This window comes from Vibrio sp. Vb1554, assembly GCF_033344235.1.
Genome location: NZ_JAWPOJ010000094.1, coordinates 1 through 1,954 on the forward strand (window position 1 = coordinate 1; position 1,954 = coordinate 1,954).

The 1,954-nt window shown below is 47.0% G+C and carries 3 protein-coding genes; all 3 read right to left on the reverse strand.

From position 1 onward, the window contains the following. Positions 1 to 132, reverse strand: a 132-nt coding sequence (locus R8N28_RS23870; RefSeq protein WP_318183505.1) for a ThiF family adenylyltransferase, incomplete at its 3' end; no start/stop codon positions are given. Continuing rightward, on the reverse strand, positions 122 to 1,438 hold the full coding sequence (locus R8N28_RS23875) for a thiamine phosphate synthase (protein ID WP_318183503.1): 1,317 nt from the start codon (positions 1,436 to 1,438) through the stop codon (positions 122 to 124). The genes R8N28_RS23875 and R8N28_RS23870, both read right to left, overlap by 11 nt. Next, the coding region (locus R8N28_RS23880; RefSeq protein ID WP_318183504.1) for a phosphomethylpyrimidine synthase ThiC at positions 1,438 to 1,954 on the reverse strand (517 nt) is incomplete at its 5' end. The genes R8N28_RS23875 and R8N28_RS23880, both read right to left, overlap by 1 nt.

The following is a 1,954-nucleotide window of genomic DNA, read 5'->3' on the forward strand; positions in this document are numbered from 1 at the left end:
TCCTGCACGTCCCAACCCACCACAGCCGATGAGCAACACATGAGATTGACCAAGACGAGCTTGGCCCGATTCTCCGATTTCAGGTAACGAAACTTGACGCTGATAACGAATGAATTCTTGATCAGTAAGCACGATAGTCCTCCATTACCAATGAGGTGCTCGTTGTGCTCATCAGTTGGTCGAAAAACTCAATCACTTGTTTCGGCGATTCGGACAAGGTAATCGCACGAACCACCGCTAAACTGGACACGCCACATTGCCAAACTTGCTCTGCGTTTGATTGGTCAATGCCACCAATGGCCACAGTTGGATAGCCAACACTTTCACCATATGGAATGCTATCGATCAGCTTTTGATACAAGGCTAAGCGAACCAAACCTTGCGGTTTGGATGGCATTTGTTTGGTGGTGGTCGGAAAGATATGCCCCAACGCAATGTAGCTTGGGTTAATTTGGACGATACGCAGCAGTTCATAATAACCATGGGTTGATAGACCTAAGCAAATACCTGCGGTGCTCAACTGGCTCAAATTGGAATCTTCGATATCCTCTTGACCAAGATGAACCCCGAACGCGCCATGCTTTATTGCTAGTTGCCAATAATCATTAATAGAAACTTGAGCGTCATACTGACGACCGAGTTCAATTGCGCGTGCAATCTGCTGTTCTAAGTCTGGCTGATAGGGGTCTTTGATACGTAGTTGAATGGTGTTGATACCCAATGGCAACAACCGCTCAATCCAACTGACGTCGTCCACGACCGGATAGAGACCCAAACTCTGTTTGCTCAGATGAGGAAAGTTGACCGACTGTCCGTGTGATGACCAACCTACTTTAATGCCTAAACGACAATCTTCTAGGACAGGGATAGGAAAGTCAGCAAACTGAAACGCCCACTCCAGCTTGACCATTGTTTCACGTGAAACATTCGCCATTGCGCGCGCCAAGGTCAAAGCATCTTCAATAGGGAAATCGAGAGCAAGCAGCGTTACTGTCCACGCTAAGTGTTGATCGGTTTGAAGAGTTGTAGTTCTAGAAGTAGAAGCAACTGACAGAGCTCTTATTTCATCATTGATTGGATGACGCCAGATATCCAACACGTCCGCGCTTGTCGTTTCAACAGAATCATCGTGCTTAGACTCTACGTCTTCAATACCAATAAAAATGGCCGAGGATGGTTGTTGGCGACATTCTGAGACCGATAGACCTGATTTGTAGTAAAGCACAAAATCGGCAGTCTCTACTTCCTCACATACGTCAATCAGATCGGTACCTACACGAAAGGTATTTTGCCCAAGAACAAGTTGAATAAATTGAGTTGGGCTTACGCCCAACTCAATCTCATCAATACTAAAACCCTGTTCTTTCGCCAACAATAAGCACTGCTGAACAGATCCTGTCAGCGGAATTAACGACGACGGAATAAGGATTTTAGCCATTACTCATCCGCCTCGGCGTGCACGGCTGGGTGATAAAGCTCGGAACCTGTCGCACGAAACTCTTCAGACTTCTTACGCATGCCTTCCAGCGGGTCATCTAACATCTTGATAGAAATCGCCTGATCCGCGGCAACTTGCTCTGTATCTTTGGCATACTCCCTGACTTCTTGAGAAATCTTCATTGAGCAGAATTTAGGGCCGCACATTGAGCAGAAGTGCGCTACTTTTCCAGACTCTTGCGGCAGCGTTTCATCATGAAATGCACGTGCGGTATCGGGGTCTAAAGCGAGGTTAAATTGGTCTTCCCAGCGGAATTCAAAACGTGCCTTTGATAAAGCATTGTCACGAACTTGTGCTCCCGGATGCCCTTTTGCTAAATCCGCAGCATGCGCAGCTAGCTTGTAGGTGATCATACCGGTTTTAACGTCTTCTTTATTTGGAAGCCCCAAGTGCTCCTTAGGGGTCACGTAGCACAACATAGCGCAGCCATACCAACCAATCATCGCCGCACCAATA

Bases quoted from the DNA above. Each gene is read 5' to 3' on its own strand.
- R8N28_RS23875 (WP_318183503.1), bottom strand. From the start codon at position 1,438: ATGGCTAAAATCCTTATTCCGTCGTCGTTAATTCCGCTGACAGGATCT.